This window comes from Streptomyces sp. NBC_01439 (genome assembly GCF_036227605.1).
Taxonomy (GTDB): domain Bacteria; phylum Actinomycetota; class Actinomycetes; order Streptomycetales; family Streptomycetaceae; genus Streptomyces.
Map to the genome: position 1 here is coordinate 3,611,786 of NZ_CP109487.1, position 24,519 is coordinate 3,636,304.

Here is a 24,519-nt window from a genome sequence, read left to right on the forward strand (position 1 = left end):
CTAAAGTGGTGGCCATGACCGAGACCCCCGCGCTCCCCGCCCTCTGGCCCGCTCCGCTCGCCGACGGGACCGTCCACGCCACCGTCACGGTGCCGGGCTCCAAATCGGTCACCAACCGGGCCCTCGTGCTCGCCGCGCTCGCCGCCGAGCCCGGCTGGGTGCGCCGTCCGCTGCGCTCGCGCGACTCGCAGCTGATGTCCGACGCGCTGCGTGCGCTGGGCGTCGGCATCGAGGAAACCGTCTCGTCCAGCTCCGCCAGTGACGGTGCGGGCGGCGAGGCCTGGCGGATCATCCCGGCGGCCCTGCACGGCCCGACGACCGTGGACGTCGGCAACGCGGGCACGGTCATGCGCTTCCTGCCGCCCGTCGCCACCCTCGCCGACGGCGACATCCGCTTCGACGGCGACCCGCGCTCCTACGAGCGCCCGCTCGGCCAGGTCATCACCGCCCTGCGCGCGCTCGGCGCCCGGATCGACGACGACGGCCGGGGCGCGCTGCCCATGACCGTCCAGGGCGGCGGGGCCCTGGAGGGCGGCACCGTCGAGATCGACGCCAGTAACTCCTCGCAGTTCGTCTCCGCCCTGCTGCTGTCCGCCCCGCGGTTCAACCAGGGTGTCGAGGTCCGGCACGTGGGCGGCAAGCTGCCGTCGATGCCGCACATCCGGATGACCGTGGAGATGCTGCGCGCGGCGGGCGCCCAGGTCGACACCCCCGAGGCGGGCGGCGAGAAGGACGTCTGGCGGGTGGCCCCCGGGGCGCTGTTGGGCCGCGACATGGTCGTGGAACCTGACCTCTCCAACGCGCAGCCCTTCCTGGCCGCGGCCCTGATCACCGGCGGTACGGTGACCATCCCCGACTGGCCGCGCCGCACCACCCAGCCGGGCGACGCGCTGCGCCGGATCTTCACCGAGATGGGCGGCTCCTGCGAGCTGACCGACGCGGGCCTGGTGTTCACCGGCACCGGCAAGATCCACGGCATCGACGTGGACCTGAGCGAGGTCGGCGAGCTCACCCCGGGCATCGCGGCCGTGGCCGCCCTGGCCGACTCCGATTCGGTGCTGCGCGGCGTCGCGCACCTGCGGCTGCACGAGACGGACCGGCTGGCCGCGCTGACCAATGAGATCAACGCGCTCGGCGGCGATGTCACCGAGACCGCGGACGGCCTGTGCATCCGGCCGCGCCGGATGCACGGCGGCACCTTCCACACGTACGACGACCACCGGATGGCCACCGCGGGTGCGGTGATCGGCCTGGCGGTCGAAGGCGTGCAGATCGAGAACGTGGCGACGACCGCGAAGACCCTGCCGGACTTCCCGAAGATGTGGACGGACATGCTCGCCGGGGACGCCGGTGGCTCCGGGGCACCCGGAGCGGGTGCGGGAGCGTAGGGCCCGTCATGCGCAGGTACGGCAAGCACACCGACGAGGACGACATCCGCCAGCGCCCGAACCCCAAGGGCAACCGGCCGCGGACGAGCATCCGGCCCAAGCACGAGGACGCGGCCGAGGGCTTCGTCCTCACGGTGGACCGCGGCCGGCTGACCTGTCTGGTCGAGGGCCGCTCGGTACACGCGATGAAGGCCCGCGAGCTGGGCCGCAAGGCGGCGGTGGTCGGCGACCGGGTCTGGATCGTCGGTGACCTGTCCGGCAAGAAGGACACGCTGGCCCGCATCGTGCGGATCGAGGAGCGCAAGTCCGTCCTGCGGCGCACCGCCGACGACGACGACCCGTACGAGCGGGTGGTCGTCGCCAACGCGGACCAGCTGGCCATCGTCACGGCCCTGGCCGACCCGGAGCCGCGGCCCCGGATGATCGACCGCTGCCTGGTGGCGGCGTACGACGCCGGGCTGGAACCGCTGCTGGTGCTCACCAAGTCCGACCTGACCTCCGCGGACAAGATCCTGGAGATCTACGCGACGCTCGGCGTGAACTACGTGGTGACCAACCGGGAGGAGCTGGCCACGGGTGACGCGGCGGACCGGGTGCGCGAGCGGCTCGACGGCCGCATCACGGCCTTCGTCGGACACTCGGGCGTCGGCAAGACCACCCTGGTGAACTCGCTGGTCGCCGAGGGCCGCCAGCGAGCCACCGGGCACGTCAACGCGGTGACCGGCCGCGGTCGGCACACCACCACCTCGGCGCTCGCGCTGCCGCTGCCGAGCGGCGACGGCTGGGTCATCGACACCCCGGGCGTGCGCTCCTTCGGCCTGCACCACGTGGACCCGTCCCGGGTGATCCTGGCCTTCCCGGACCTGGTGCCGGGCACCGAGGAGTGCCCGCGCGCGTGCAGCCACGACGAGCCGGACTGCGCGCTCGACAAGTGGGTGGAGGACGGCCACGCGGACCCGGCGCGGCTGTATTCGCTGCGCCGGCTGCTGGAGACGCGCGAGCGGCGCGAGGGCGACTGACCGTCCGGCGAAGGTCCGGCCGCGTTTGTCGAGGGCCGTGTCTGGATAAATGCATAATCGCACCAAGTGACGCGATGTCACGTGACGCGGGGAGGCATTCGACATGGCGTGGCTGCTGGTCGTGGTCGCGGGACTCCTGGAAACCGGATTTGCGGTCTGCCTCAAGCTCTCCCACGGATTCACCCGGCTGTGGCCGACCATCGCCTTCGCCTGCTTCGCCCTCGGCAGCTTCGGGCTGCTGACCCTGGCGCTCAAGAAGCTGGACGTGGGACCGGCGTACGCGGTGTGGACGGGCATCGGCGCCGCCGGTACGGCGATCTACGGCATGGTCTTCCTCGGCGACCTGGTCTCCACCCTCAAACTCGTCTCGATCTCGCTGGTCATCCTGGGCGTCATCGGGCTCCAGTTGTCCGGGTCGGCGCACTGAGCAGCCTGCGCAGCTCGCCCGACCCCGACTCCTCCCCCGGGGCGATCACGTAGGAGAGGGCGAGGCGCACGGCGAGTTCGCAGCGCTGCGGGCCCTCCCCCGGCGTCAGCGCGGCGGCCGCCCGGTCCCGGACGGCCCGGGCCAGCTCGCCGGGCCCGGGTGCCCGGCCGCCCGCCGCGGGCAGGCCCGCGTCCCAGGCACCGGTGAGCAGGGCCCGTACGAGGGGCTGCGCGCGGGCCGCCCGTACGGTCCACTCCGCGACGGCGGCGAGCCGCTCGGCGGCCTGGGCCGGAACGGACAGGGCCCGGTCGACCCCGTCGAGGTAGCGGTCGGCCTCGCGGCGGACCAGGGCGCGACCCAGGCCCGCCTTGCCGCCGAACTCGTTGTAGAGGGTCTGCCGGGACACTCCCGCCGCGGCGGCCACGTCGACCATGCGCACGTCCGGCCAGGGGCGCGCCGAGAGCGCCGCTCCCGCCGCCTCCAGCAAGGACTCCCGGGCTGCCGGCATCCGCGCCTCCCCGTTCGGTTCCCTCCGGTCAGAGTTGACGGGCCGCCAGATCCTGTCAAGGGCGCGTCGGGGCCGTACCGTGGACAGCGTTGGTCGGGCTCCGGGAGTCTCGATACTGTTCGGGCATGCCCGAGTATGACGATGACCTGCGCCTTGCCCTCGAACTCGCCGACGCGGCGGACGCCGCCACGATGGAGCGCTTCCGCGCCCTCGACCTGCAGGTCGAGACGAAGCCGGACATGACCCCGGTGAGCGAGGCGGACAAGGCCGCCGAGGAGATCATCCGGGCCGGAATCACGGCCGCGCGGCCGGACGACGCCGTCCTCGGCGAGGAGTACGGGCTCGAGGGCAGCGGTCCGCGCCGCTGGGTGGTGGACCCGATCGACGGCACGAAGAACTACGTGCGCGGGGTCCCCGTCTGGGCGACCCTGATCTCCCTGATGGCCCAGGACCCCGACGGCGAGTTCCGCCCGGTGGTCGGCGTGGTGTCCGCACCGGCGCTGGGCCGCCGCTGGTGGGCGACCAGGGGCGGGGGCGCGTACGCGGGCGGCGCCCTCGGCGAGACCGGCGCCATCGGCGTGTCGAAGGTGGGCGGGCTGGGCGACGCCTCGTTCGCGTACTCCTCCCTGAGCGGCTGGGAGGAGCAGGGCCGGCTGGCCGGGTTCCTGGACCTGACCCGGGCGTGCTGGCGGACCCGCGGCTACGGGGACTTCTGGCCGTACATGATGGTCGCGGAGGGCTCGCTGGACCTGTGCGCCGAACCCGAACTCAACCTCTGGGACATGGCGGCCATCGCGGTCGTGGTCCAGGAGGCGGGCGGCCGCTTCACCAGCCTGGACGGCGTGGACGGGGTGCACGGCGGGAACGCAGCCGCCTCGAACGGACTGCTCCACGAGGAGATGCTGGACCTGCTGCGTCCGCGCGCCTGAGCCCGCCGCGCGCTGTTCGCGCTCCGTCCCGCGCCTTCTTGTCGGCCCTGCGGGTCCGTGGGAATCTGATACTCCCCACGCTTGTGCGCTTGTGAACCGTTTCTCTTGAGGCGGCTCCGCAGTCGCACCCACCCAGGCGGGGGACTCACCCCAGGAGGTGGCTCTCTTCATGCTCGTCCGTGACGCCATGAGCACCGTGATCCTCACCCTCGGACCCGCACACACCCTCCGACAGGCAGCCTGCCTGATGTCCGGCCGGCGCGTCGGCGCGGCCGTCGTCCTCGACCCCGACCACAGCGGAATCGGCATCCTGACCGAGCGCGACATCCTCAACTCGATCGGCGCGGGGCACGACCCGGACCGGGAGTCCGTGGGAGCGCACACCACCAACAACGTCGTGTTCTGCACCCCGGAGGCCACCGTGCAGGAAGCCGCCGAGGCCATGACCCACGGCGGTTTCCGGCACCTGATCGTGCTGGAGCACGGCGGACCCGTCGGCATCGTGTCCGTGCGCGACGTCATCCGTTGCTGGGTCCCGGCGCGACGCACGGTCGCCGCGTGAAACGACGCCGGGCCGCAGCCCTCCGAGGAGGGCTGCGGCCCGGCGTACTGCTACGGCAAGCGCTCCGTGTCAGCCGCGGAGGGCCTGGACCGCGGCTTCGAGCCGCTTGCCGAAGTCACCGTCCGCCTGACGGAAGTTGTTGATCGCGCGCTCGACGATGTCGTCGCGGGAGACCTTGGCGATGAAGCCGGACAGGTTCTCGATCAGACGGGACTTCTCGTCCTCCGAGTACAGGCGGTAGAGGTTGCCCGCCTGGACGAAGTCGTTGTCCTCGCCGTGGACGGCGGCGGCGTGGTTGCCCGTGCCACCGGTCACGTCGATGGGCTGCCACAGCGGGCGGTCCGTCTGGTGCGGGCCGCCGAAGCTGTTCGGCTCGTAGTTCTTCGCGCCCTTGTGGCGGCCGTCGTACAGGTAGCCGTCGCGGGAGTTGGTGCGCGCCTCGGTGGCGTGCGGGCGGTTCACCGGCAGGTGGTCGGCGTTGATGCCGACGCGGTAGCGGTGGGCGTCGCCGTAGCCGAAGAGGCGGCCCTGGAGCATCTTGTCCGGGGACGGGCCGATGCCGGGGACGAAGTGCGCCGGGCTGAAGATGGACTGCTCGACCTCGGCGAAGACGTTCTCCGGGTTGCGGTTGAGCTCCAGCTTGCCGATCTCGATCGGCGGGTAGTCCTCGTGCGGCCACACCTTGGTGAGGTCGAACGGGTTGAAGCGGTACTGGGCCGCCTCGGCCGCGGGCATGATCTGGACCTGCACGGTCCAGGTCGGGAAGTCGCCGCGCTCGATGGACTCGCGCAGGTCGCGCTGGTGCGAGTCGGGGTCCTCGCCGGCGAGCTGGTTGGCCTCGGCCTGGGTGAGGTTCTTGATGCCCTGGTCGGTCTTGAAGTGGTACTTGACCCAGAAGACCTCGCCGGCCTCGTTGTTCCACTGGAACGTGTGCGAGCCGTAGCCGTTCATGTGGCGGTAGGACGCCGGGATGCCCCGGTCACCGAACAGCCAGGTCACCTGGTGGGTCGACTCGGGCGACAGACCCCAGAAGTCCCAGACGTTGTCCGCCTCCTGCGAGCCCGTGTACGGGTCGCGCTTCTGGGTGTGGATGAAGTCGGGGAACTTGATGGCGTCCTTGATGAAGAACACCGGGGTGTTGTTGCCGACGAGGTCGTAGTTGCCCTCTTCGGTGTAGAACTTCAGCGCCCAGCCGCGGGGGTCGCGGACCGCGTCGGCGCTGCCGAGGTTGCCGGCGACGGTGGAGAAGCGCAGGAAGGTCTCGGTCTCCTTGCCGACCTCGGACAGGAACTTGGCCCGGGTCCACTGCGAGACGTCGCGGGTCAGCGTGAAGGTGCCGTACGCACCGGCGCCGCGGGCGTGCACCACGCGCTCCGGGATGCGCTCGCGGTTGAAGTGCGCGAGCTTCTCGAGCAGCAGCTGGTCCTGGACCAGAACGGGGCCGCCGACGCCGGCGGTCTCGCTGTTCTGGTTGTCGGCAACCGGCGCTCCGGCCTCCGTGGTGAGCGGTCCCTGCGTCACGTGCGCCTCCTGCGTCGTCCCTGCATGTCCTGTCCTTGGCGTTCGCCGTAACCGATCCTACGATGGACTTTGTCTAAGTCAAGTAAGCATCCAAGTCCGCACCGGTTCGGGAGTTACACCGAATCCCCTCACTGTTAGGCTGATGTCTATGAGTGACCTGCTGGATCGACTTCGCGGACGCGGCTGGCGCATGACGGCGCAGCGGCGCGTCGTGGCCGAGGTGCTCGACGGTGACCACGTGCACTTGACGGCCGACGAGGTGCACGCGCTCGCGGTGGCCAAGCTGCCCGAGATCTCCCGTGCGACCGTCTACAACACCCTGGGCGAACTCGTCACGCTCGGCGAGGTGCTGGAGGTCTCCACGGACCGCCGCGCCAAGCGGTACGACCCGAACGCCCACCGGCCCCACCAGCACCTGGTCTGCGCCCAGTGCGGTGCGATCCGCGACGTCCACCCGGCGGGCAACCCGCTGGCCGACCTGCCGGACGCCGAACGCTTCGGCTTCATCGTGTCGGCGGTCGAGGTGACCTACCGCGGCGTCTGCCCGAACTGCGCGGCCGCCTGAGCGCACGCATGCGAAAGGGCTCGGACCCCCCGGGGGTCCGAGCCCTTCGCGTTCGCCTTCTTGCAGGCGAAAACGGGCCGGGAACGACTCGAGGCCCGGATCCATGGGATCCGGGCCTCGGGCCTTTAGTAGCGGGGACAGGATTTGAACCTGCGACCTCTGGGTTATGAGCCCAGCGAGCTACCGAGCTGCTCCACCCCGCGTCGGTGAACCCAACGTTACGTGAAGGCCTGCGACAGATGCAAATCGGTTAACCGGCCAGCCCCCGGTGCAGGAGCCCGGTCAGCGTCTCCACCACCTCGTCGTCATCGAGTCCGGCCCCGCCGGTCATGGCGGCGTACCCCAGCATCGAGATCATCGCCCCCATCGCCGCGGCAATCAGTTCGGGGTCCCCGGGCAGCTCACGACCTTGTTCGCGCATGTACGCGAGGTGCTCGCGCAGCGGCGCGGTGTCCCCGAGGAGACGCCCCCAGACCTGCCCCGAGCCGGGCGGTTCGACCATGGACTTCTGGAAGAGGGCGACCACGACGGGCAGATGATCCCGGAAGACGCTCCAGGTGGCCGCTACATGCGTCCGCAGCTGCGCCCGGTCGGCGAGGTCGTGCTCGCGGGGGTGGTCATGGGCGCCGACCTCCGCGTCCACCTGGGCCCCCATGTCCGCGAGCAGCGCGTCCAGCAGCTCGTCCTTGCCCGCGAAGTGCTCGTAGAAGGACCCGGTGGACCGGCCGGCGGCCTTGGTGATGTCGGTGATCTTCGTCTGCGCGTAGCCGCGCTCCAGGAAGAGCGCCCGCGCCGCCTCCTTGAGCGCCGCCTCCGTGCCGGCCGCCCGCTCCTTGCGCACTCCCACCGTGATCCCCGCTCCCGCTTGACGCCGTCTTCTCAGCCTCATCATACTGAACCGAGTTTCACCGAATCATAGTTCAGTGAATATAGATTCAGCGAAAGGGGTCGGGCATGCGTGTGTCAGTCATCGGGGGCGGAGTCGCCGGGTCGGCGGGCGCGATCGCCCTGCGCCGCGCGACCGGCGCGGAGGTCACGGTCCACGAGGCGTACGAGGACCCAGCCGGACAGGTGGGCTCGTTCCTCAGCCTCGCCGTCAACGGGCTGCGGGGGCTGGAGGCCCTGGGGTGCCTCCCGCAGGTGCAGGCCGCCGGGTTCCCGGTCGCCCTGCAGCGGATGTGGTCCTCCTCGGGCAAGCTCCTCGGGGAGGTGCCGCGCGGCCGGCTCGCCTCGGACGACCTGCACAGCACGACGCTGCTGCGGGGGCGGCTGGTGGAGGTGCTGCGCGCCGAGGCGGCCCTGGCCGGGGTCCGGATCGAGACGGGGCGGCGGGTGGACCCGGCGGACCTGGACGCGGACCTGGTGGTGGCGGCCGACGGCATCTGGTCCGCCACCCGCTCGGCGCTGGACCCGGCGGCGCCACGGGTGCGGTACGCGGGGCTCTACAGCGTGTCGGGGGTCTCCGAGGGCGTGCACCTCACGCCCGGCACCTACCACTTCGTCTTCGGCCGGCGGGGAGCCTTCCTCTGCGTCCCGGCGGCCGACGGCACGGTCTGGTGGTCGGCCCAGGTGCCCGCCCCGGAGCCGCCGGACCCGGCGGAGGTCACCCGGGCCCGCCTGGCGGAGCTGTACGCCAAGGAGGAGCTGCCGCTGTCCTTGATCCGGGCGGCCACCCGCGTCGACCGCCCGATGCCGATGCACCGGCTGGCGGACGTACCCGTCTGGCACGACGGGCGCACCGTCCTGATCGGCGACGCGGCCCATCCGGTCGGGGCCGGGCAGGGCGCGTCGATGGCGATCGAGGATGCGGTGGCCCTGGCACGGTGCGTGGCATCGGTTCCGGGCGTGGACCGGGCCCTGGCCGAGTACACCCGGCTGCGCCGCCCGCGGGTGTCCCGGATGACCCGGTCCGCGGCGACGAACCGCGACTCGAAGACCCCGGGCACGGTGCAGCGCCGGGTCAACGACCTGCTGATGCCGCTCGCCTTCCGGCACGTCTACGCCCGCTCCACCTCCTGGCTCTACCGCTAGGGGGTGGTGCGGGCGCCCCGCCGGGGCTCAGGCCGAGAGTTCCTCCGCCAGGGCCTCGCGGAGCCGGGCCGCGCGCTGCGAGACCTCGGCCGGGCCCAGTTCCATGGCGCGCACGCACCACTTCTGACCCTCCGCGAGGTCCCCGTGGCGGGCCGCCAGCAGCCCGAGGCGCAGGGCGGCGCGACCGTGGCCCGCCACCGCCGCGCGGGTCCACCACAGGGCGGCCTCCGGCTCGTTGCCCTCGCGTGCCAGCAGCAGCCCGAGGTTGAAGGCGCCGTTGCGGGAGCCGGCCTCGGCCGCCTCCCGGTACCAGCGCGCGGCGACGGTCAGGTCGCCGCGGGCGGCGGCCAGCATGCCGACCCGCACCTGGGCCCGGCGGTGCCCCAGCTCGGCGGCCCGCTCGTACCACTCCTCGCTCTCGGTGCGGGGGGCGCTGCCCACGGACTCGCCGAGGGCCACCGGCTCCGGCGGCGGGGCCAGCGACTCCAGCAGCGCGGCCAGGCGGAACGCCGCCTCCGCGCTGCCGCCGCCCGCCGCGCAGCGCAGGTGCCGCTCGGCCGCCCGGTCCTCACCGTCCCGCACCAGCGCGATGCCGACCTGGAGCGCCGCGTCGGTGTGACCGGCCGAAGCGGCCCGCTCGTACCACTTCAGCGCCGTCCGGTCCTCGTCGCGGCTGGCGAACAGGATCCCGAGGTTGAACGCGGCGTCGACGCTGCCCGCCTCGGCGGCCTTCGAGAACCACGGCTCGGCACCCGCCGCGTCCCCGACCTGGAGCAACATGATCGCCAGTGCGTTGGCCGCCTCGCGGTGCCCGGCGTAGGCGGCCCGCCGGTACCACTGCTCGGCCTGCGCGGTCCGGTCCTGTGCGACGCACAGCAGAGCAAGGTTGTACGCCCCGTTTTGATCGCCCGCGTCCATGGCGGTCCGGTACCAGCGCTCCGCGGTCTGGGTCTCGCCGCGTGCGGCGTGCAGCGCGCCCAGTGCGTTGGCGGCGTTGCCGTCGCCGTCCTGCGCCGCCCGGTGCCACCACACGGCGGCGCTCTCCTCGTCGCCGGCGTCGCGCAGCAGGAAGCCGAGCGCACACGCCGCCCTGGCCTCCCCCTGCTTGGCGGAGGTCAGGTACCAGCGCCCGGCCTCCTTGAGCTCGCCGCGCGCCTCCAGCAGGGCGCCCAGGTGCAGGGCGGCGCGCCGGTGCCCGCGCGCGGCCGCCTGCCGGTACCACTGCTCGGCCTCGGTGGGGTCACCCTTGCGCAGGTGCCTCGCCAGCCGGTACGCGGCTTCGCGATGCCCCTGTTCGGCGGCGGCGCGGAACCACCGCTCGACGCCCTTGTCCCCGCGGTGCTCCAGCAGGTCGGCCAGCCCGTACGCGCCCAGCGCGTGGCCGGACTCGGCGGCCTGCCGCATCCAGTACTCGGCGGCGGGCTCGTCCCCGCGCTCGCGGAAGTAGCGGCCGAGGGCGTGCGCGGCGGGGGCCGATCCGGCGACGGCGGCGACCCGCCACCAGCCGGCCGCGTCCTCCGGGTATCCCCGCTGGTGGAGCAGCACGCCGAGGTTGTTCGCGGCGGCGCGGTCCCCTTCGCCGGTGGCTCCCCTCAGGTACGGTTCGGCGCCGTCGAGGTCGCCGCGGCGCAGCAGCAGCGCGCCGAGCACGCTCATGGCTCCGGGGTCGCCCTTGTCCGCGGCCACCCGGTGCCGGGCCTCTAGCTCGGCGTCGCTCGCCGCGTCGGTCTCGGCGAACATCTCCTCCGTGCTGTGCTTGTCCAAGAAGTCCGCATCGGTCAGTGCGGTCTGTGCGTCGACGACCGGAGCCGCCCCCTCGGCCTCTGTGTCCGTCCCGGACTCCGCCCTCACAAACCGCCCTGTCTCCAGCAGAGTTGACCTGTCCCCCATGAATCCCATCGTCGCATCACCTGCTACCCGCGTACACCTGCTATGTCGCAGCCAGTGAGGTCACTACAGCGTTTTGTCGACATGCCCACAGTGAGGCAAGTCAAACACGCTCCACCCACAAGTCACCCTCCCCGGCTACCGCGTGTCCGTCCCGGACATGACGAAGGCCCGGATCCCATGGATCCGGGCCTTCGTCTTCAGTAGCGGGGACAGGATTTGAACCTGCGACCTCTGGGTTATGAGCCCAGCGAGCTACCGAGCTGCTCCACCCCGCGTCGGTGAAACCACAGTATCACGACGCGGGGTGGAACCATTACCGATTGATCATTGGCCGGACGGGGCGGGCGCCGTCAGCTTCGCCTCGGCCTCGATGGCCCGCTTCAGTGCCGCCTTGATCTCCTCCTGGGCCTTGCCGAAGGCCGCCCAGTCGCCGGCCTGCCGGGCCTTCTCGGCGTCCTCGATGGCCTTCTGCGCATCGCCGAGGGCCGCCTTGACCGTCGGGTCCTGGATGGTCGGCGGCGGGACGGTGCCCTCACCCGGCGGCTGCTCCGGGGGCACCGGAACGGTCGGCGCCTCGGCCCCGAAGACCACGTTCAGCGCCTTCTCCAGGGTGTCCTCGAAGGCGGTCTGGTTGCCGTAGGTCACCAGCACCTTGCGCAGCAGCGGGTACTTGAGGGTGGAGCTGCGGACGTAGACCGGCTCGACGTAGAGCATTCCGCCGTCGAGCGGCACCGCGAGCAGGTTGCCGTACTCGATCTCCGAGTCACCACCGCGCAGCAGGCGGATGGATTCGGCGATCTTCGGCTCCGACTGGAACTTGCTCTGCACCTGGCTCGGGCCGTCCGGCGGCTTGCTGGTCGGCATCTTCAGAATGCGGATGCTGCCGTAGTCCGGGGTGCCCGGATCGGCGTTGACCGCCATGAAGGCGCTCAGGTTGGGCCGCTCGTTCGGCGTGAACGTCGTGGTGAGCGAGAAGACCTGGCCCTTCTCCTTCTGGCCCGGCATCTTCATCGACAGGTAGTACGGCGGAACGGCCGTACCGGCCTTGGTCGTCGGGTCGTCCGGAACCGCCCACGCCTCGCTGCCGCTGAGGAAGGTCTGCGGGTCGGTGACGTGGTAGCGGGTCAGCAGCTCGCGCTGGACCTTGAAGAGGTCCTGCGGGTACCGCAGGTGGTCCATGAGCGGCTTGCTGATCTCGGCCTTGGGCTTCACCGTGCCCGGGAACGCCTTCATCCAGGTCTTCAGGACCGGGTCCGCGGTGTCCCACTGGTACAGGTCGACCGAGCCGTCGTAGGCGTCGACGGTGGCCTTCACCGAATTGCGGATGTAGTTGACCTGGTTCTCCTGCGCGACCACCGCGCGCTGGCTGTTGGTCAGCGAGTCCGCGGTGCTCTGGCCGAGCGTGGTGCGCGAGGCGTACGGGTACCCGTTGGTGGTCGTGTACGCGTCGACGATCCACTTGATCCGGCCGTTGATCACGGCCGGATACGGCGCGCCGTCGATGGTCAGCCACGGGGCGACCGCCTCGACGCGCTGCTTGGGCGTGCGGTTGTAGAGGATCCGCGAGCCGTCGCCGATGGCGCCCGAGTAGAGGATCTGCGGCTCGTTGAAGGTGAGCGCGTACGCGGCCCGGTTGACCGGGTTGTCGAGGTTGACGCCGGAGTCGCCCTTGTAGCTCGTCTCCTTCTCGCCCTTGTCGTCGGAGTAGTCGAGCTCCTTCTGCGGGCCGCCGACGATCGAGTACTGCTTCGTCTGCTCGCCGTAGTAGATGCGCTGCTCGAAGTCCGTGCCGAACACACCCTTGGAGGGCAGGTCGGCCTGCGTGAAGTCGGGGGCGCCCTCCTTCACGGTGGTGCCCTTGGCCGCGACCACGCCGTAACCGTGCGTGTACTTGAAGTGGTCGTTGATCCAGTTGTTCTTCGGGATGCCACCGATGTTCAGCTCGCGCAGCCCGATGACGGTGTCCTGGCCGCTGTACCGGTCCACGGCGAGCGTGGACGGGAAGGCGTAGTAGCCCTTGACCTGCTGGAGCTGCTGGAACGCCGGCGAGACGATGTTCGGGTCGAGGATGCGGATGCTGGCCGTGGTGTCGGCCTGCGGCCGCAGCTTGCCCCGGTCTTCCGTCTGCGGAACGCCCGGGTAGTCCGTGACCTCCGAGCCGGCGATGCCGTAGGCGTCGCGCGTGGCCTTGATGTTCTTCTGGACGTACGGGGATTCCTTGGCCTGCTCGTTCGGCTGGACCTGGAACTTCTGCACGATCGCCGGGTAGAGCCCGCCGATCAGGATCGCCGAGAGCACCATCAGGCCGAAGCCGATGACCGGCAGCTGCCAGGTGCGGCGCCACAGCGTCGCGAAGAACAACACGGCGCAGATCGCGGCGATGGCGACGAGGATCGTCTTCGCCGGCAGGTAGGCGTTCGCGTCGACGTAGCGCAGGCCCGTCCAGTTGTCGGCGGCCTTGAAGTCGCTGGACTTCACGGCGAGCCCGTACCGGTCGAGCCAGTAGGCGACCGCCTTGAGCGTGACGAAGAGGCCGAGCAGCACCGACAGGTGCCCGGTGGCGGCGGCGGTGGCCCGCGCACCCGGGCTCGTCACGCGCAGTCCGCCGTACAGGTAGTGCACGACGGACGCGGCGATCACCGACAGCACGACGGCGGCGAAGCCGAAGCCGAGCAGGAAGCGGTACCAGGGCAGGTCGAAGGTGTAGAAGGACACGTCCATGTGGAACTGCGGGTCCTTCGAACCGAAGGGCACCCCGTTCACGTACATGAGCCAGGTCTTCCACTGGCCGGCCGCCGAGGCGCCCGCGATCAGGCCGACGAGCACCGCGATGCCCAGCAGCAGCCACTTCTTGTACGGGGCGATGCTCATCCGGTAGCGGTCGAGGCTCTGCTGCTCCATCGACATCGCGCTGAGCGGCGGCCGCAGCCGGTGGGCCAGCCAGATGTTCAACCCGACCGCACCGGCCATCAGCAGACCGAAGACGGCGAAGAGGCCGATCTTGGTCCACAGGGTGGTGGTGAAGACGGTGGAGTACTTCACGGAGCGGAACCAGAGCCAGTCAGTCCAGAAGCCCGCGAACATGATGAAGAGCATGGCCAGGACGGCCAGCACGCCCAAGGTCATGAGGAGAGTTCTCGCCCGCCGGGAGGGGCGGCCGACTCTCATCCGTGGCCCGGAAGGGCCTCCGCCGCGGTCCGGCATCTGGAAAGCCAAGGTGCGCACCTCGAAAGCTGAGTCTGGTAATGAACGGGCCCCCGATCGTAGGGCCCACTCATGCAACTTACTGAGGCTTCGGTCAGTTCCCGGTAATCGATGGAAAGGAGGCAGGATGTTGTCCATGTCCAACCTTTCGCCTTCCCCCGGCACCCCCATGGCGGCCAGCCCGCTGACCCGCGCCTGCCTCGAGATCGACGAGTACGCGGCCGGCCTCGGCTGGGACAAGCCCGCACGACTCTTCGCCCTCGTCGACACCGGCCGGCTCAAGAAGCAGGAACCGCGGCTGGCGAGCCAGCTCGGCCTCGACCACGACGACGCCGGCAAGTCCTCCCTCACCCCCATCGAGCAGGACGAGGTCCCGAAGGGGACGCCGCTCGACAAGTTCCTCGGCACCATCGCCTGGCCCGACGCCGTCGTCGGCTGCGCACTGACGGTGGAGCGCCTGATGCTGCCGCCGTCCGCGGAGTCCTCCGTACCGGAGGGACTGAACGACAAGCAGCTGTCGAAGTGGGTCGCCGGGCACCCGGAGCGGCAGGAGGTGCGCCTCACCGTGGCCGTGCTGCGCGACGGATCGCGGGAGTCGGCCGTGCGGCTGCGCGAGAAGGACTCCTCGACGGAGGTCCTCACCGGTGCGGGCCTGGTGCCGGGCCTGGCGGAGGCCCTGGCGGCGACCTTCTCGTAGGCCCTGCCCGTCCTGCCCGTCAGGGGGACGGGGCGGTCGTGGCTAGTGCTGTGACCGGCACTAGCTCGTGCACCGCGGCAGCCCGGCCGTGTCCCCCTTGCTGATCTTCTGCAGTGCCTTCGCGGCGTCGTCGATGGTGGACACCTTGACCAGGGTCAGCCCGTCGGGGACGTGGGAGGCCGCGGAGGCGCAGTTCTCGGCGGGCGTCAGGAAGTACTCGGCACCGGCCTTGCGGGCGCCGATGGTCTTCATCTGGATGCCGCCGATGGGGCCGACCTTGCCGGCGTCGTCGATGGTGCCGGTGCCCGCGACGAACTTCCCGCCGGTCAGGTCCTCCGGGGTGAGCTTGTCGACGATTCCGAGGGCGAACATCAGCCCGGCGCTCGGGCCGCCGACGTCGGCGAGCTTGATGTCGATCGTGAACGGGAAGGTGTGGTCGGTACCGGCCCGGATGCCGACGATGGCGTGGCCGTCGCCCTCCGCCTTGCCCGCGGTGATCGTCAGCTTCGAGGTGGCGGGGGCGTTGTTTCCGGCCTTCGCCGCCTCGGTCGCCTCCTTGGCGGGCACGATGGTGAACTCCACCGGCTCGCCCGGCTTGTGCTTGGTGACGAGCTTGGCCACGTCCTCGGGGGCGATGACGGCGGTGCCGTCCACGGCCTTGATCACGTCCCCGGCGTGCAGCTGTCCCTCGGCGGGGCTGTCCTTGACCACGGTGGAGACGATCACCCGGGCGGTGACCGGGATGCCGAGCTGCTTCAGGGCCGCCACCTTGGCGCTCTGCTGCGACTGGCTGAACTCCTCGGCGTTCTCCTGGGTGGACTCCGCCTCCGACTTCCCGTTCGGGTAGAGGTTCTCGTGCGGGACGACGATGTTGTCGCCGGCCAGCCACCCGTAGACCGCTTCCACCAGGCTCATCTCGTAGTCCGCACCGGTGACGCGGACCGTGGTCATGTTGAGGTGACCGCTGGTCGGGTACGTCTTGCGTCCCGCGATGTTGAGGACGGGCGCGCCGTGCGACTCCCCGAGCGTGTTCACCGTCGGGCCGGGGCTCATCTCGGAGTACGGAACCTTGATGAACACCCCTGCGCAGAGCAGCGCGAACAGCACCAGGGTGGAAGCGAGCATCGTCGCGGTGCGGCGTGGCATGGATCCGACAGTACGGGACGGCCTCGGCGGGCGACCCTCGGGGCCGGTCCGTACGGGGTCCGTACGCGAAACTCTCAGCGGAATCTCACGGAAGGCGGCGGACCGGAGCGCAGCGGACGCGGAGCGTCGAACGGCTGCGAACGACCGGGACGACGGCGGACGGCGGCGGACGCGTCAGACGGCGTCGGAGGCGGAGTGGGCAGACGGGGAGGAATGGGCATCGGCCTTCACCCTCGCCTGATCGGCGGTGGCCATGGCTTCCCGGAATCGCGCGTAGCCCGCGAGCTCGGATATGTCACCGTGTGTGCGGTCGCGTGCCGCCCAGCTGCCCCATATCGCCGCTCCGATCGCGGCGAACAGCGGAATCAGCAACCACGCCAAAGACGCCATGGGCGTGTCTCCCTACCCCGAAGTACGTTTCGTTGGTGGCTTCAACGCTCGTGCCCGTGGGGGGGTTACGCAAATCGAGGGCGTGTTGCGCGGCCGAACGGGTGCGAGGCTACCGCCTTCCGGGTGGCGCTCCGTGACCGGGGGTTCAACAGGCGCCGACCCACTCCTCGGTGCCGTCGCTGAACGTCTGGTGCTTCCAGATCGGGACCTCGTGCTTGAGGTCGTCGATCAGCATCCGGGCGGCTTCGAAGGCCTCGCCCCGGTGCGGGCAGGATACGGCGACGACGACGGCCAGGTCCCCCACGGCCAGGTCACCGACGCGGTGCACGGCCGCGAGGGCGCGGACCGGGAACTTGGCCACGACGCGCTCGGCGACGCGGCGCATCTCGGCTTCGGCGGTCGGGTGGCAGGAGTAGCCGAGCGAGTCGACGTCCGCCCCGCCGTCGTGGTTGCGCACCGTACCGACGAAGAGCGTCGTACCGCCCGACGCGTCGTCGCCGACGGCCTGGAAGACCTCGTCGATCGACAGGGCGGTCTCGCGGATCTGGAGCAGCCGGATCGGGTCCGGAGCGGCCTGCTCACCTGGGTGGTCGAAGTGCGGTGCCATGCCTTCATCGTGCCCTAGCCGCTGACACGGCGAAATAGCAGATTCGCCCGGGGCGGGGGCCCCGCCTTGGGAGCCTCCTACAGGGCGGTCCGCACAGCCCCGCGGTCCGCCCGGCCGGACGGCGCGTGCGGCGCCGCGGGTCCGGTCAGATCCCGCGCCGCTTGCGCGCCAGGCGGACCGCCGCGGCCGCGCCCAGCAGGGCCACCGTCGCGCCGGCCGCTCCGGCGGCCGTGGCGGCGTCCCTGCGGCCCAGCCGGCGGCCCGCGACCGTGTGGCGTCCCGAGACCTCCTGGAGGAGCTCGGCGAGCACCTCCTCGTTGGTCCAGCGCGGCCGCCAGCCCGCCGCGTGCAGCCCGCTGACGCTGACCACCCACGGGTGCATCGTGTAGGCGAGGTCCCCCGCCGGGGACGGGGTCAGGCCGATCCGGTGCAACCGGGCCGCCGCTCCCAGGGCGACCGCGGAGGGCAGCTCCATGCGGCGGATGCCGCTCAGCTCCTCGACCTCCTCCTGCTCCAGCCACCCCTCGCAGCCCACGGCCAGCTCGCCCTCGACCTTCTCCAGGGCCGCGTACTCCAGGGCGCTGACCAGGTCCTCCACGTGACAGAACTGCCAGGTGGGGCGGGATCCGGCCACCACGAGGAGCCGCGGGGACTCGAAGTACCGGGTCAGGGCGGTGTCGGTGCCGCCGACGAGGACGGCCGGGCGGATCACGGTGACGTTCAGTCCGGGGTGCGCGCGGGGGGCCCGGCGGCCGAGGCGCTCGATCTCCAGCAGGTCGCCGACGCCGGTCGCCTCGGCGGTGGCCCGCAGCTCGGAGTCCTCGGACAGCGGGATGTCGTTGTCCGGCAGGGCCCCGTAGACCATCGCCGAGGTGCAGAGCACGACCCGGTGCACGCCCGCCGCGGCGGCGGCCGTCAGGACGGTCTGGGTGCCGCGCACGTTGTACGCCGTACGGGCGGCCGGATCGGTCTCCAGGTCGAGGTCCAGCGCGAGGTGGACCACGACGTCCGCGCCGCGCAGCTTCTCGGCGATCGCGGGGTCCCGTACGTCGAGGACGTGCCACTGCGCGGCGGCGCAGTCCCCCCGTCGCTCGTCGATGGCGACGACCTGCTTGACCTCGTCGGAGGCGGCCAGACGGCTCACGAGGGCCGCGCCGACTCCCGAGGCGGCGCCCGTCACGGCGATCACCGGGCTGCGCCGGCGGAGCGCCTCCGGGTTTCGCGGCTGGCGAACGCCGGGGGCGCCCTCAGCGTGCTCGGAGCTGTTTTCGTCGTCGTGCATCGCGCGAAACTGCGGATCTGGGGAACTCACCGGGCGTCTCCAGCGGTTGTCTTCAGTAGGGGCGCGTCGTGACGCGTACCCACCAGGTGATGTCCATCCTGCCGCAGCCCAGGAGTCGGCGGAGCACCGAGCCCGGATGCGGCCGCGGTGTCTAGGCTGGGTGGTGTTGTCTGTCCATTACCCGTCGGCTCCCGCCGGCGGCCCTACGAGCCGAGGAAACCCGTGAGCGACACCCCATTCGGATTCGGCCTTCCGCCGGAGGAGCCGGAGAACGGCGACGATGGCAAGAAGAAGGGCAACCAGGGCGGTCAGGGCGGCCCGGCGAATCCCTTCGGGTTCCCCGGCATGGGTCTGCCGGGCGGGGCGGGCGCTCCCGGAGCGGACAACCCGTTCGCCGCGATGTTCGGTTCGATGAACCCGAACGACCTCGGTGCCGCCTTCCAGCAGCTCGGCCAGATGCTCAGCTACGAGGGCGGTCCCGTGAACTGGGACATGGCCAAGGACATCGCCCGCCAGACCGTCGCGCAGGGCACTTCGGACGGCGTCAAGGACACGAGCGTCGGCGTCGCCGAGAAGTCCGCCGTCGAGGAGGCCGTGCGCCTCGCCGACCACTGGCTGGACGGCGTGACCTCGCTGCCCTCGGGCGCCACCACGGCCGTGGCCTGGAGCCGCGCCGAGTGGGTCGAGGCGACCCTGCCGGTGTGGAAGGAGCTCGTGGACCCGGTCGCGGAGCGGGTCGGCGCGGCCATGGGCGGCGTGCTGCCGGAGGAGATGCAGGCCATGGCGGGCCCGCTGCTCGGCATGATGCGCTCCATGGGCGGCGCCATGTTCGGCCAGCAGATCGGCCAGGCCGTCGGCACCCTCGCGGGCGAGGTCGTCGGCTCGACGGACATCGGCCTGCCGCTGGGCCCGGCCGGCAAGGCCGCGCTGCTGCCGCTGAACATCGAGGGCTTCGGCAAGGACCTGGGCGTGCCCTCGGACGAGGTGCGGCTCTACCTGGCCCTGCGCGAGGCGGCCCACGCCCGCCTCTTCGCCCACGTGCCGTGGCTGCGCTCGCACCTGTTCGGCGCGGTCGAGGGCTACGCCCGCGGCATCAAGGTCGACACCTCGAAGCTGGAGGACGTCGTCGGCCAGCTGGACCCGTCCAACCCGGAGCAGCTGCAGGAAGCGCTCCAGGGCGGCATGTTCCAGCCGCAGGACACCCCCGAGCAGAAGGCCGCCCTGGCCCGCCTGGAAACGGCGCTCGCGCTGGTCGAGGGCTGGGTCGACGCGGTGGTGCACGAGGCCGCCAAGCCCCGGCTGAGCTCGGCGGACGCGATGCGCGAGACCATGCGGCGGCGCCGCGCCTCCGGCGGCCCCGCGGAGCAGACCTTCGCGACGCTGATCGGCCTGGAGCTGCGCCCGCGCCGGCTGCGCGACGCCTCGCGGCTGTGGGCCTCCCTCACGGATGCGCGGGGGGTGGACGGCCGCGACGGTCTCTGGGAGCACCCGGACATGCTGCCGACGGCCTCCGACCTGGACGACCCGGACGGCTTCGTGCACCGCGAGCAGTTGGACTTCTCCGAGATCGACAAGATGCTCGGCGAGGCCGCCGAGAAGCGCGAACAGGACGGCGACGAGAAGAAGTGAGCCTGCACGAAGACGCGGTCCTCGTCCTGAAGGCGTACGAGGACCAGCCGGAGCTGCGCGACCTGTACCTGGAGCACCTGGCGGCCCACCCGGACGGGGTCTACAAGCCCTGTGGGGCCGGGCACGTCACGGGCAGCGCACTGGTGATCGATCCGGTGCGGGGGCGCGTCCTGCTGACCCTGCACAAGAAGCTCGGTATGTGGCTCCAGATGGGCGGCCACTGCGAGGCCGGTGACCGGACCCTCGCCGAGGTGGCGCTGCGCGAGGCCCGTGAGGAGTCGGGCATCGCGTCGGGGCTGACGCTGGTCGAAGGCGGGCCGGTGCGCCTGGACCGGCACCCGATCCCGGCGCCCTGCAACTGGCACCTGGACGTGCAGTACGCGGCGCTGGCTCCGGCCGGCGCGGTGGCGGAGATCAGCGAGGAGTCCCTGGACCTGCGCTGGTTCCCGTACGAGGAGGTGGCGGCGGTGGCCGACGCGTCCGTCGTACGGCTGCTGGAGGCGGCCTTGGCGCGGCTCGACGGCTGAGCCGGGCCCGCGTCCGCGGACGTGGCGAAGGGGCGGTCCCTGGTGGGGCCGCCCCTTCGCCGTGCCGGGAGGTGTCAGTTCCAGGCGTTGTTCTGGTTCTGCGCGTGCGAGCCGTGCTGGCCCATGCCGAACTGCGCGGCGACGCCCTGGCCGAGCTGGGCGTTCTGCGGCGGCAGCACCTCGCTGGGCTGCACCAGCGCGAAGCCGGTGCCGAGGAAGCTCAGCTCCCAGCCCTCGCCGGTGTTGCCGCGCCGCCGCCACACCCCACTGGAGTGCGTCTGGGCCTGCATCTGCACCCGGAGCGAGGTGGACCAGGCCACGATCGCGTCGGCGTCGACGTTGACGTACTTGTCGGGCGTGACGTGCATCATCAGCGGCTGCCCGGAGGTCATCAGCGCGACCTTGCCGCGGCCGGAGATGTTGAGCTGGTACTTGCCCGAGCCGGAGATCCCGTACTGGCTGTCCACCGCGATGACCTCGGTGTGCAGGGTGGAGTCCAGGGCCAGCACGTAGCTGCTGTCGACCGTGAGGCCGTCCTGGTCCACGTCCACGACGTGCACGTACTGGGCCAGGTTGGCCAGGTAGACCGTGCCCTGCCCGGAGCAGCGCATGAGGTCGAGGCCCTCGCCGGTGCGGCGACGGGCATTGCGCTGGCTGGTGGTCTGGTACTCGCCGTCGAAGTCGATGAGTCCCTGGTAGGCGACCATGGCGCCCTTGCGGGCGAGCACGTCGTCGGAGCCCGTCAGCGAGACCCGCAGCAGCTGCGGGTTCTGGATGGCGTACCGCTCCTGGGACTGCGCCTCGGCGTGGGCGAAAAGTGCGCTCTGCATGATGTGTCCGCTCCCCCTCAGCCCCGGGCCCGGAGCCGGTCGGTGCTGTCCTCGCTGGGCTGTACGACGACGATGCCCTGGCCGGAGAAGGCCATCTGGTAGGCCTCCCCGCTGCCCCGGCCGATCATCGACGAGGCCTTGAAGCTGCGCTTTCCCTTGACCTTGAGATTCGGCGACCAGGCGACGAGCGCGTCGGGGTCGACGTACGTCTCGTCGTCGCCGCGGCCGCAGTCGACCACGATCGGGGTGCCGCGGGAGGTCAGGGCGACCCACCCGGTGCCCGCGATCTGAACGTTGAACAGGCCCTGGCCGGCGAACTTGGCGAGGCCCTTGACTCGCTCGACGCCCCACTGGAGGTGTGCGTCGAAGGCGAGCAGGTTGGTGCCGTTGACCGAGAGCGAGTCGTTGTTGAGGTTGATGACGACCACGTCGGCGCCGTAGTCGGCGAGGTAGAGCAGGCCGTCGCCGGTGCACTTCATCAGCGGCGCGCCTTCGCCGGTGATCCACTGCGAGGCCATTTGACGGACGGCCGGCGGGTTGGGCTCGTACTGGACGAAGCCCTCGTAGGCGACCATCGAGCCGGTACGGGCGAAGAGGTCCTGGCCGCTCTGCATGGCGACCTTGAGCATGGCCCGGCCGTGGTTCTCCATGCGGGCCGTGACGGGGGTCGGGGCGAAGCCCGCGAGTTGCTGGTTCATTGCGTTCATGTCGGGCTCCCTCAGACCTCGTACGGCTGGACGACGATGAAGTTGCCGGGAGCGCCGCGGAACTGGAGGTTCACGGTCTCCCCGCTGTGGCCGGGGTAGGCGTTGCGCCGCAGCCGGACCTGGCTGGAGATGATCACCTGCGAGGCGGAGGACCACGCGACGATGGCGTTGCTGTCCGCGAAGGTGGTCGGGGTGACGGGCAGGACCACCGGGACGCCGTGCGTCTTGACGATGACCGTGCCGGTGCCCTGGAACTGCATGGTGAACAGGGCGCCGCCGGGGATGCCGTGGCCCTCGATGCGGCGGACCTCGTGCTGGAGCGACTCGTCGAAGGCGAGGACCGCCTCGGCCGAGACGCAGATCCCGTCGCCCTGGAGCTCGATGGCGTGCAGGTGGGCGCCGTTCTCCGCGAGGAAGACCTGGCCGCGGCCGGTGCAGCGCATGAGCTGCATCTCCTGGCCGGTGGCGTTGCCGACGATGCGGCCGGCGAAGCCCGCCCCCTTGTAGCTGAAGTCGACCTTGCCCTGGTACAGGACCATGCTGCCCTGGCGGGCGAGGACGGCCTGGCCGCCCATCGACAGGTCGACGCGCATGAGCTGCTGGTTCTGCGGGGTCCAGCGGGCGCCGGTGGGGACTTCCTTGTACGGCTGGAGCGCGGCGGCGAGGCCCGCTCCGGCGGCCGCCTGCTGCGGCGCTTGCGCGTACTGCGGCGGCTGCTGGCCGAAGGCGGGCTGCTGCTGCCCGTACGGGGGCGGCTGCTGGCCGGGGACCTGGCCGTAGGAGGGCTGCTGCGGCGGCTGTCCGTAGGGCGCGGGGGCCGGCGCGGGCGGCGGCACCTGGCCGTAGGACGGCTGGGGCGGCTGCGGCGGCTGGCCGTACGGGGCGGGGGCCGGCGGGGCGAGCGGCGCGGCCATGGTCGGCGCGGCGTGCACCGGGGCCGGGGCCGCGGGCTGCTGGTACTGGGGCTGCGGGGCACCGGGCGCGGGCACGGGCGCGCCGAAGGACGGCGCGGGGGCCGGGGCCTGCGGGGCCTGCTGAGCGGGGGCCGGGGCGCCGAAGGCCGGGGCCGGGGCGGCCGCCTGCGGCGGGGCGAACCCGGGCGAGGCCGCGGCCGGGGCCTGCTGCGCCGGCTGCTCGTCCTCGGCGACCTCGCCGCCGAAGTTCCGCAGCAGCGCGTCGAGCCCGCCGTCGAAGCCCTGGCCGACGGCGGCGAAGCGCCACACGTCCTTCAGGTAGAAGTCACCGAGCATCACGGCCCGCTCGGTGGTGAACTCCGCGCCGGTGAAGGAGTACCGGACGACCTCTTCGCCGCCGGCCACGATCCGGATGTAGCCGGGGCCGATCTGCGACATCTGTCCGGCGCCGTCGATGGTGGCGGTGAAGGACAGCTTGTGGATGGACGCCGGAATGCGGTCCAGCGTCACCCGGAAGGATTCGGTGTCACCCGACTGCGCACCGAGTTGCTGAATGGACTCTTCCGGCGACTTCGGCTGATTGAAGAAGACGAAGTAACGGTCGTCCGACAGCTGCTCGTTGGCGTCGAGGCCGAAACAGCTGATGTCGAAGGCGAGTCCTGATCCGGCGATCTGGACGCCTACGTACAGATCGGTGCCCGCCGTGAGATCACTGATCTTGGCCTTGTGGCCGCGTTGGAATTCCCTGGCCATACGTACGACCGTCCCCCATCCCGACTGTGAATGCGTGGCGCTCAGGCTAACGGCAATTGCCGACATCCGGCCAAGCCGGTACCGACCCGGTACAAAACCGTGCGTGCTGCCCGGGCGGCGGCCGGCGGGCCGACGGGTGGACCGGCGCGGGCGCCTGCGGGCTCATTCCTCGCGGGCCGCGGGGACCTTCGGCAGGCGCTCGGCGGCGACCACGCCCTCCAGGTAGCCGCGGGCCCTCTCGGTGCGCGGGTACGCCTCCAGCAGTTCCCAGAAGCGGGGCCCGTGGCCGGGTACGAGCAGGTGGGCCAGCTCGTGCAGGAGCACGTAGTCGACGACGTACTCGGGCATCCCCTGGAGCCGGTGCGAGAGCCGGATGCTGCCTTCGGCGGGGGTGCAGGAGCCCCAGCGGGTGTTCTGGTTGGTGACCCAGCGGACCGTGCGGGGGCGGGCGCGGCCGTCGAAGTACTGCTCGGACAGCTGCGCGGCGCGCTCGGTGAGTTCCGCGTCCCCGAAGGTGCGCCGGCTCTCCTGGGCGGCCAGTTTGTCGAGCATGACCCCCACCCAGCGCTGCTCCTCCGCCTCGGACATCCGGGCAGGGATGAGCACGACCGTACGGTCACCCTCGCGATAGGCGGATACGGTCCTGCGGCGGCGCGCGCTCCGGCGGACTTCGACGGCGCGCTGCGGTGGGTCGGCGGACACGCCACGACGGTACCCGGTTGCGGTGGCGAAAGTCCCGCCCGTCCGCGGTTCGAACACGAGGGATTCACGGCCGTTTTCCGGAACCCCATTTCCCTTCATCTCATATGCCTAATACCTCGCACCTGTGGACAAAATTCGGCACGGATTCCGGCGGGCGGGCACTGTTGCGGAAGAACGGGAAACGGGCCGTGCACGTGCGCACGACTGCCGACGAGAACGCACGAGTACGCACAAGTGCGCACGACTGCCGACGAGTCCGCACGAGTGCGCATGGGATATCGAGGAGGACGG

The 24,519-nt window shown here is 71.3% G+C and carries 23 protein-coding genes and 2 tRNA genes; 10 read left to right on the forward strand and 15 right to left on the reverse strand.

Annotated elements, in window-relative coordinates; translation table 11 throughout:
- The first annotated feature begins 14 nt into the window (after nt 1–14).
- From aroA to OG207_RS15620, 3 genes are all read left to right on the forward strand, one after another.
- Nucleotides 15–1,388: a 3-phosphoshikimate 1-carboxyvinyltransferase gene (gene aroA, locus OG207_RS15610; protein WP_329099134.1), complete on the forward strand. Its 1,374-nt coding sequence runs from the start codon at nt 15–17 to the stop codon at nt 1,386–1,388.
- Between the two features lie 8 nt (nt 1,389–1,396).
- A complete protein-coding gene (gene rsgA, locus OG207_RS15615; protein ID WP_329099135.1) occupies nt 1,397–2,407 on the forward strand; it encodes a ribosome small subunit-dependent GTPase A in 1,011 nt (336 codons plus the stop codon).
- A 103-nt stretch (nt 2,408–2,510) separates the two neighbouring features.
- Nucleotides 2,511–2,834: a DMT family transporter gene (locus tag OG207_RS15620; RefSeq protein ID WP_329099136.1), complete on the forward strand. Its 324-nt coding sequence runs from the start codon at nt 2,511–2,513 to the stop codon at nt 2,832–2,834.
- On the opposite strand, the gene OG207_RS15625 is transcribed toward OG207_RS15620, so the two are convergent.
- Nucleotides 2,800–3,342: a TetR/AcrR family transcriptional regulator gene (locus OG207_RS15625; RefSeq protein WP_266604721.1), complete on the reverse strand. Its 543-nt coding sequence runs from the start codon at nt 3,340–3,342 to the stop codon at nt 2,800–2,802. The two genes, OG207_RS15620 and OG207_RS15625, sit on opposite strands and share 35 nt — an antisense overlap.
- Nucleotides 3,343–3,467: 125 nt before the next feature.
- On the opposite strand from OG207_RS15625, the gene hisN reads away from it, so the two are divergent.
- Nucleotides 3,468–4,271 (forward strand): histidinol-phosphatase, encoded by an 804-nt coding sequence (gene hisN, locus OG207_RS15630; protein ID WP_329099138.1) that lies wholly within the window; start codon nt 3,468–3,470, stop codon nt 4,269–4,271.
- 169 nt (nt 4,272–4,440) lie between these two features.
- Complete coding sequence (locus OG207_RS15635) at nt 4,441–4,833, forward strand: CBS domain-containing protein (RefSeq protein ID WP_329099139.1); 393 nt, start codon at nt 4,441–4,443, stop codon at nt 4,831–4,833.
- 69 nt (nt 4,834–4,902) lie between these two features.
- Here the strand turns inward: OG207_RS15635 and OG207_RS15640 are convergent, their stop codons facing one another.
- A complete protein-coding gene (locus OG207_RS15640; RefSeq protein ID WP_329099141.1) occupies nt 4,903–6,354 on the reverse strand; it encodes a catalase in 1,452 nt (483 codons plus the stop codon).
- Between the two features lie 148 nt (nt 6,355–6,502).
- Here OG207_RS15640 and OG207_RS15645 point away from each other — a divergent pair, with 148 nt between their 5' ends.
- On the forward strand, nt 6,503–6,919 hold the full coding sequence (locus OG207_RS15645) for a Fur family transcriptional regulator (RefSeq protein WP_266604713.1): 417 nt from the start codon (nt 6,503–6,505) through the stop codon (nt 6,917–6,919).
- Nucleotides 6,920–7,048: 129 nt separating this feature from the next.
- Here the strand turns inward: OG207_RS15645 and OG207_RS15650 are convergent.
- Nucleotides 7,049–7,122: transfer RNA gene (locus tag OG207_RS15650), tRNA-Met, on the reverse strand.
- A 47-nt stretch (nt 7,123–7,169) separates the two neighbouring features.
- Nucleotides 7,170–7,766, reverse strand: coding sequence for a TetR/AcrR family transcriptional regulator (locus OG207_RS15655; RefSeq protein ID WP_329099142.1), 597 nt, complete (start codon nt 7,764–7,766; stop codon nt 7,170–7,172).
- Between the two features lie 107 nt (nt 7,767–7,873).
- On the opposite strand from OG207_RS15655, the gene OG207_RS15660 reads away from it, so the two are divergent.
- The gene (locus tag OG207_RS15660) at nt 7,874–8,950 is read left to right on the forward strand and encodes an FAD-dependent oxidoreductase (protein WP_329099143.1); all 1,077 of its coding nucleotides are present in this window, start codon (nt 7,874–7,876) and stop codon (nt 8,948–8,950) included.
- A gap of 27 nt (nt 8,951–8,977) precedes the next feature.
- On the opposite strand, the gene OG207_RS15665 is transcribed toward OG207_RS15660, so the two are convergent.
- From OG207_RS15665 to OG207_RS15675, 3 genes are all read right to left on the reverse strand, one after another.
- On the reverse strand, nt 8,978–10,840 hold the full coding sequence (locus OG207_RS15665; RefSeq protein ID WP_402695355.1) for a tetratricopeptide repeat protein: 1,863 nt from the start codon (nt 10,838–10,840) through the stop codon (nt 8,978–8,980).
- 201 nt (nt 10,841–11,041) lie between these two features.
- Nucleotides 11,042–11,115 (reverse strand) — tRNA-Met (locus OG207_RS15670).
- A 49-nt stretch (nt 11,116–11,164) separates the two neighbouring features.
- Nucleotides 11,165–14,044, reverse strand: a complete 2,880-nt coding sequence (locus OG207_RS15675) for a UPF0182 family membrane protein (protein WP_329107656.1) — start codon at nt 14,042–14,044, stop codon at nt 11,165–11,167.
- Nucleotides 14,045–14,171: 127 nt separating this feature from the next.
- On the opposite strand from OG207_RS15675, the gene OG207_RS15680 reads away from it, so the two are divergent.
- Entirely contained in the window at nt 14,172–14,741 is a 570-nt protein-coding gene (locus tag OG207_RS15680) for a PPA1309 family protein (protein ID WP_329099145.1), read from the forward strand.
- Nucleotides 14,742–14,801: 60 nt separating this feature from the next.
- Here OG207_RS15680 and OG207_RS15685 read toward each other — a convergent pair whose 3' ends face one another.
- The 4 genes from OG207_RS15685 to OG207_RS15700 all read right to left on the reverse strand — a co-directional run bounded on the left by OG207_RS15685 (nt 14,802) and on the right by OG207_RS15700 (nt 18,196).
- Nucleotides 14,802–15,887, reverse strand: coding sequence for a YlbL family protein (locus tag OG207_RS15685; protein WP_329099146.1), 1,086 nt, complete (start codon nt 15,885–15,887; stop codon nt 14,802–14,804).
- Between the two features lie 174 nt (nt 15,888–16,061).
- On the reverse strand, nt 16,062–16,277 hold the full coding sequence (locus tag OG207_RS15690) for a hypothetical protein (RefSeq protein ID WP_329099147.1): 216 nt from the start codon (nt 16,275–16,277) through the stop codon (nt 16,062–16,064).
- Between the two features lie 145 nt (nt 16,278–16,422).
- A complete protein-coding gene (locus OG207_RS15695; RefSeq protein WP_329099149.1) occupies nt 16,423–16,884 on the reverse strand; it encodes a molybdenum cofactor biosynthesis protein MoaE in 462 nt (153 codons plus the stop codon).
- 145 nt (nt 16,885–17,029) lie between these two features.
- Nucleotides 17,030–18,196, reverse strand: a complete 1,167-nt coding sequence (locus tag OG207_RS15700; RefSeq protein ID WP_329099150.1) for an SDR family oxidoreductase — start codon at nt 18,194–18,196, stop codon at nt 17,030–17,032.
- A 192-nt stretch (nt 18,197–18,388) separates the two neighbouring features.
- On the opposite strand from OG207_RS15700, the gene OG207_RS15705 reads away from it, so the two are divergent.
- Nucleotides 18,389–19,795: a zinc-dependent metalloprotease gene (locus OG207_RS15705; protein WP_329099151.1), complete on the forward strand. Its 1,407-nt coding sequence runs from the start codon at nt 18,389–18,391 to the stop codon at nt 19,793–19,795.
- Complete coding sequence (locus OG207_RS15710) at nt 19,792–20,322, forward strand: NUDIX hydrolase (RefSeq protein ID WP_329099152.1); 531 nt, start codon at nt 19,792–19,794, stop codon at nt 20,320–20,322. The genes OG207_RS15705 and OG207_RS15710 overlap by 4 nt, the downstream gene beginning before the upstream one ends.
- Before the next feature lie 74 nt (nt 20,323–20,396).
- Here OG207_RS15710 and OG207_RS15715 read toward each other — a convergent pair whose 3' ends face one another.
- The 4 genes from OG207_RS15715 to OG207_RS15730 form a co-directional block, all read right to left on the reverse strand.
- Nucleotides 20,397–21,152, reverse strand: coding sequence for an AIM24 family protein (locus OG207_RS15715; protein ID WP_329099153.1), 756 nt, complete (start codon nt 21,150–21,152; stop codon nt 20,397–20,399).
- Between the two features lie 17 nt (nt 21,153–21,169).
- Nucleotides 21,170–21,850: an AIM24 family protein gene (locus OG207_RS15720; RefSeq protein WP_266606616.1), complete on the reverse strand. Its 681-nt coding sequence runs from the start codon at nt 21,848–21,850 to the stop codon at nt 21,170–21,172.
- A gap of 20 nt (nt 21,851–21,870) precedes the next feature.
- Nucleotides 21,871–23,526 carry a TerD family protein gene (locus tag OG207_RS15725; RefSeq protein WP_329099154.1) on the reverse strand — a complete coding sequence of 552 codons (1,656 nt, stop codon included), beginning with the start codon at nt 23,524–23,526 and terminating at the stop codon, nt 21,871–21,873.
- A gap of 162 nt (nt 23,527–23,688) precedes the next feature.
- Complete coding sequence (locus OG207_RS15730) at nt 23,689–24,327, reverse strand: M48 metallopeptidase family protein (RefSeq protein ID WP_402695357.1); 639 nt, start codon at nt 24,325–24,327, stop codon at nt 23,689–23,691.
- Nucleotides 24,328–24,519: the final 192 nt, after the last annotated feature.